Below are 5,345 nucleotides of genomic sequence, written 5' to 3' on the forward strand. Positions count from 1 at the left end.
GTCCCCCCATCTCACGACCGAGACGGGACAACGACAACATGCAATCCACGACTTTTCTCAACGGGCCGAACGCTCGGCGTGTCCCAATTCATGGATGCCCGGCCTTCGCCGGGCATGACGTGCGTTCAAAGCGTCACGCCGGCGCGAACACCGGGGCGTGCAGGCCCTTGGGCGAGACGGTGAAGATCTCGCAGCCGTCCTCCGTCACGCCCACCATGTGCTCGAACTGGGCGGAGAGCGAGCGGTCGCGCGTCACGGCCGTCCAGCCGTCGGACAGCACCTTCACGGGCGGGCGGCCGAGATTGATCATCGGCTCCACGGTGAACAGCATGCCGGCCTTCAGCGGCGCGCCTTTGCCGGGCTCGCCGTAATGCAGGATGTTCGGCTCGTCGTGGAACAGCCGCCCGATGCCGTGGCCGCAGAAGTCCCGCACCACCGACATGCGCTCGCCCTCGGCGAAGCTCTGGATCGCTTGGCCGATGTCGCCCGTGGTCGCGCCGGGGCGGATCACCGCGAGGCCGCGCATCATCGACTCGTACGTCACCTCGATCAGCCGCTCGGCGCGGCGCGGGATCGGCCCGACCGCGTACATGCGGCTGGAATCCCCGTGCCAGCCGTCCAGCACGAAGGTGACGTCGATGTTGAGGATGTCGCCCTCCCGAAGCGGCTTGTCGTTCGGGATGCCGTGGCAGACCACGTGGTTCAGCGAGGTGCAGATCGTCTTCGGATAGCCGCGGTAGTTCAGGCAGGCGGGCAGGGCGCCGTGGTCCATGGCGAATTCCAGCGCCAGACGGTCGAGCGCCTCGGTGGTCACGCCCGGCGCCACGTGGTCGTTCATCAGGTCGAGCGCTTCCGCCGCCAGCCGGCCGGCCCGGCGCATGCCCTCGAAGGCCTCGAGCCCGTGGATCTTGATGGCGCCGTTTTTCCGCAGCGGGGCCGTAGCAGCTTCGACGAATGTCATTTACGTCTCGATCAGCGATGGAGCGCGCAAGATAGCGATCCGCCCGTCGTGCGCCAAGAGGCGCGGCGCGACCCTCAACCGGGCGCCCGCGCGGGATACGCTTCGCCCAAGCGACCGGAGAGCCATGACACAGCCCCTGCGCGCCGCCATGTCCTTCCTGTCCGACGCGCTGCTGTCGAAACGGCTGGGGCGTCGGCACTTCATCCTGTTCCGCGACCACCCGATCGCCTATGGCCGCATCCCGAAGGTGGCGAACACCTCCGTCAAGACCGCGCTGACCCGGCTGCTGCCCAACGGCGACGACCTGCGCAAGGGCGCCTCCCCCGACAGGCTGTGGGATGTGGGCACCGGCGGGCGCACGCGCATGATCCGCGCCCGCGACGCGGTGAAGCTGACGGACGTGTTCGTGTTCTCCTTCGTGCGCGATCCGTTCGAGCGCGCGGCGTCCTACTACGCCACCAAGGTCGCCGGCGCGGGCGACCTGCCGCGCCTCGCCGCACGGGACGGGCTGCGCAAGGGCATGCCCTTCGCGGCCTTCCTGGAGCGTTTGGGCGAGATGGACGACCGGGACATGGACGACCACCTGACGCCCCAGTCCGTCATCCTGCGCCACGGCGAGCGGCTGGCGCCGCGCTTCATCGGGCGGCAGGAGGCCATGGCCGAGCATTGGGAGGAGCTGCGCCGCAGGCTCGTCGCGTTCGGCGCGCCCGATCTCGGCCCGCTGCCCCACCGCAACCGCCGCGCGCCGGACGAGGGCCATGACCTCGCCGCCTACTTCGCCGATCCCGCTCTCATCCGCCTGATGCGGGAGCGCTACGCCGACGACTTCGCGCTGTTCTACCCGGACGCCGATCCGCTGCGGCCCCGAAGGCCTTGCGACGACGCGGCGTGAGGCCGCGAGCGCCTGTCACCTTAAAGGTGAGCGCGCGCTATCGGACCGATGGGAGACCATGCTACTCACACGGGTGGCCACTCGCCGTCAGGAGTTGAGAATGCAACCCAGCGCGCGGGGTTATACGGGGCTGCTCCCGCCGGACGACCCGACGCTTCCCGATCCGCACCGGGCGATGCTCGACGCGACGCCGGACTGCGTCAAGACGCTGTCGGTGGACGGCGACCTGCTGACCATCAACCGGGCGGGGCGCATCGCGCTCGACATCCCGATGGACGCTGAGCTCGGCATGCCGTTTCTTCCGCTGGTGGCGGAGGACTTGCGCGCCGCCGGCGAGGCCGCGCTGCGCTTGGCGGCCGCGGGCGAAACCGCGCGCTTTCCGGGCAAGAGCAGCGCCACAGGCGTCGTGAGGCACTGGGACAACCTGCTGCTCCCGATCGTGGACGCAAGCGGAGCCGTGCTCTCGATCATGTGCGTGTCGCGCGACATCACGGAGAAGGTGCTGCTCGAACAGGCGCTCGAGGCCGCGATCCGCCGGGAGACGCTGATCGCCGAGGAGATGCGGCACCGCATCAAGAACCTGTTCGCGGTGGTCTCCGGCCTGATCGCCCTGTCCGAGAAGGAGGCCCGCGCCGCCGACGCGCCCGGAACCGCGACCGCCGTGCTTCAGGACAAGCTGAAGGCGCTGTCCCGCGCCTCCGACGCGGTGTTCGCCCAGCGGGGCGCCTCGGGCGTGGACGCGACCGATCTCGAGATCCTCATCCGCTCCGTGCTGGTGCCCTACGGCGACAGCTGCCGCCTCGTGGGCGGGACGGTCTCCGTGCGCGGCGACAGCCTGACGACGCTGGCGCTGTTCCTGCACGAGCTCGCCACCAACTCCGTGAAATACGGCGCCCTCAGCGCGAGCGGCGGCGCGGTCACGGTGGTCTGGAGCACGAGCGACGCCGTGCTGGAGCTGCGCTGGATCGAGACCGGCGGCCCCGAGATCGCCGCGCCCACGGAGCGCAACGGCTTCGGCGGCGCCATGGTCGACCGCCTCGTCCGCGCCGCCGGCGGCGCCATCGCCCGCTCCTGGCTCCCGGAAGGCCTTCTCATCGACCTGAGACTGCCGACGCCCGCGTGAGGGAGAGTAGGAGAGACCTCTTCAGGCGCAGGAGGGAACACGCAGCCAAGCACCGGATGCGTTGTTTTCCATGTAAAATGTCAATAAATCGAAATACTATTTAATCGTATATTTTCTCTGCGTGTATTTTGTCTCGTTCTACTCGTTTTTGTGGGTCGGAAAAATATATCACCGCCCGCTTTCGCGCCTGAACTCAGGGACGTGCAGGCACGATTGAGGCGGCGCAGTTCCGTATCTTTCGGAAGGAGAGGGCGATGACGTCGGCTTCAGCGCCGGCGCCGGTTTCGCCGTCTATCCGCCCGTGACCCGCACGGTCGCGAAGCGGCCGAGGTTCACGCCGTGCATCTCGCGCATGTGCGCGTCCCGATCGGCGCGCTCGGAGCTTGTGTCGGCGGACGTCGCATGGAGCGGGTGGGCGCGCCGCTCCGCCAGCAGCCGGCGCAGTTCGAGGTTCTCCCGGCGCAGGGCCTTCAGCTGGCGCACGCCCGAGGGCGTCAGCCCGTCGAACTTGCGCTTCCAGCGGTAGAAGGTGCGCACCGAGACATGGGCGGCGGCGCAGACCGCCTCCATCGAGGCGCCGCTCGAGACCTCGCTCAGGAGGACCGAGATTTCCTCGTCGGTCAGGCGCGACGCGGACATGGCGCGTACCTCGCGGCGTTCCATGCTGTGCGATAAGGCGTGCACAATCTCAGGGCAGCATGCCGTCTCATGGGCGCGCAGGCAAGCGCCCGGCGCGGAATGTCCGCCATGCCGAAACCGCCGCGGATCGGCGCGATCTCAGGGCGTCGGGACCAAGCGGCGGGCGGGCGATTCCAAGCCGCGGACCGATCCCGTCTGTCAATTTTGACATCGCGGCCCCGATGCTGCTCCGGCGCCCAATTCGGCTGCGGGAGGCGCGCTTATTTGGCCTTGCCGCTCCGGGCGGGCGCGCCTCAGCTTGGCCCCAGCGCGCAGTTCTTTCGAGGGCACATGGCGATGACCACATTCGACCGCAGACGCTTTCTCATGACGACGGCCGGCGTCGCGGCCGGCGCGGCCCTGCCGCTCGCAGCGCCCCCGTTCCTCCGCTCCGCCCGCGCGGCGGGGCCGGTGAAGCTCGGCTGCCTGTTCTCCTCGTCCGGCACCATGGCGAACCTCGAGGGGCGCCTGAATTTCGTGGCCAAGATGGCCGCGGACGAGATCAACGCCGCCGGCGGCGTCAACGGCTCGACCATCGAGGTGGTCACGTCCGACCCCGCCTCCGACTGGCCGCTCTATGCGCAGGTCGGCCGGCAGATGCTGTCCGAGACCAAGGTCGCGGCGCTGTTCGGCTGCTGGACGTCGGTGTCGCGCAAGTCGGTGCTGCCGGTGGTGGAGCAGGCCGACGGGCTGCTGTTCTATCCGCTCCACTTCGAGGGCGACGAGAACTCGAAGAACGTCGTCTACGTGAACTCGCCGCCCGCGAGCTCGGTGCTGCCGGCGGTCGACTACCTGATGAGCCCGGACGGGGTGGAGGCCAAGCGCTTCTTCATGATCGGCTCGGACTACGTCTGGCCGCGCACCATCAACAAGCAGCTCAAGGGCTACTGGAAATCCAAGGGCATCGAGGAGAGCGCCTGGAAGGAGGAGTACGTCCCCTTCGGCTTCTCGAACTTCCAGACGCTCGTAAACCAGATCCGCGCCTTCGCGGACGCGCCCGGCGGCAAATGCGTGGTGGTGCTGACGGTGGTCGGCTCCTCGATCCCGGACTTCATGCGCGAGTTCGCCAACCAGGGCATCTCGTCCTCCGACGTGCCGGTGCTCGGCCTCGACATGGTGGAGGCGGACCTTGAGGGCCTCGACACGGCGAAGATGGTCGGCCACCTCAACTGCTGGGCCTATCTCCAGCAGGCCAAGGGCGAGGCCAACGTCCGCTTCCTCAAGGCGTGGGCGGACTACGTGGCCAAGACCAAGGCGCCGTTCAAGCCGGACGTCGCGATCGACCCGATGGTCTCCACCTACGACGCCGTGCATCTCTGGGCGATGGCGGCCAAGAAGGCGGGCTCCTTCGACGTGCCCGAGGTCCGCAAGGCGTTCGACGGGCTAAGCTTCGACTGCCCCTCGGGCTACACGATCGGCATGACGGGCGAGAACAACTACGTCTCGCGCGGCGTGTTCATCGGGTCGGTCAACGACGCCCAGGGCTTCGACGTGCTCTGGCAGTCCGAGGGCACGCCGAAGCCTGTGCCGATGAGCCAGTACTGAGCGGGTCGGCGCGTGCGGTGGCGTGAGGCCGTTCTCGGCCTGGTGATGGCGACGCTCAGCTGCGGAAGCGCCGCGGCCTTCGACCGCGCCGCGATCGCGGCGCAGGCCTGCGGCGGCGCGGCGGCCATGACGGAGGCCGCCGCCGC

5 protein-coding genes are annotated in these 5,345 nt (G+C 68.8%); 3 read left to right on the plus strand and 2 right to left on the minus strand.

All coding sequences use genetic code 11. From position 1 onward, the window contains the following. Positions 1–133: 133 nt before the first annotated feature. On the minus strand, positions 134–961 hold the full coding sequence (map, locus tag ACFQ4O_RS14760; RefSeq protein ID WP_378776650.1) for a type I methionyl aminopeptidase: 828 nt from the start codon (positions 959–961) through the stop codon (positions 134–136). A gap of 124 nt (positions 962–1,085) precedes the next feature. On the opposite strand from map, the gene ACFQ4O_RS14765 reads away from it, so the two are divergent. Then, positions 1,086–1,853, plus strand: coding sequence for a sulfotransferase family 2 domain-containing protein (locus tag ACFQ4O_RS14765; protein WP_378776652.1), 768 nt, complete (start codon positions 1,086–1,088; stop codon positions 1,851–1,853). A 100-nt stretch (positions 1,854–1,953) separates the two neighbouring features. Continuing rightward, positions 1,954–2,976, plus strand: a complete 1,023-nt coding sequence (locus tag ACFQ4O_RS14770) for a PAS domain-containing protein (protein WP_378776654.1) — start codon at positions 1,954–1,956, stop codon at positions 2,974–2,976. A 291-nt stretch (positions 2,977–3,267) separates the two neighbouring features. On the opposite strand, the gene ACFQ4O_RS14775 is transcribed toward ACFQ4O_RS14770, so the two are convergent. Next, positions 3,268–3,615 (minus strand): transposase, encoded by a 348-nt coding sequence (locus ACFQ4O_RS14775; protein WP_378776656.1) that lies wholly within the window; start codon positions 3,613–3,615, stop codon positions 3,268–3,270. A 336-nt stretch (positions 3,616–3,951) separates the two neighbouring features. On the opposite strand from ACFQ4O_RS14775, the gene ACFQ4O_RS14780 reads away from it, so the two are divergent. Next, positions 3,952–5,199, plus strand: coding sequence for a transporter substrate-binding protein (locus ACFQ4O_RS14780; RefSeq protein ID WP_378776658.1), 1,248 nt, complete (start codon positions 3,952–3,954; stop codon positions 5,197–5,199). The last annotated feature ends 146 nt before the right edge of the window (positions 5,200–5,345 follow it).

Origin of the sequence: Methylopila musalis, assembly GCF_042679725.1 — a bacterium.
Classification (GTDB): Bacteria; Pseudomonadota; Alphaproteobacteria; order Rhizobiales; family Methylopilaceae; genus Methylopila; species Methylopila musalis.

Excerpts from the sequence above, each read along its gene's own strand:
- map (WP_378776650.1), bottom strand. The coding sequence starts at position 961 with ATGACATTCGTCGAAGCTGCTACGGCCCCGCTGCGGAAAAACGGCGCC.
- ACFQ4O_RS14765 (WP_378776652.1), top strand. The coding sequence starts at position 1,086 with ATGACACAGCCCCTGCGCGCCGCCATGTCCTTCCTGTCCGACGCGCTG.
- ACFQ4O_RS14770 (WP_378776654.1), top strand. The coding sequence starts at position 1,954 with ATGCAACCCAGCGCGCGGGGTTATACGGGGCTGCTCCCGCCGGACGAC.
- ACFQ4O_RS14775 (WP_378776656.1), bottom strand. The coding sequence starts at position 3,615 with ATGTCCGCGTCGCGCCTGACCGACGAGGAAATCTCGGTCCTCCTGAGC.
- ACFQ4O_RS14780 (WP_378776658.1), top strand. The coding sequence starts at position 3,952 with ATGACCACATTCGACCGCAGACGCTTTCTCATGACGACGGCCGGCGTC.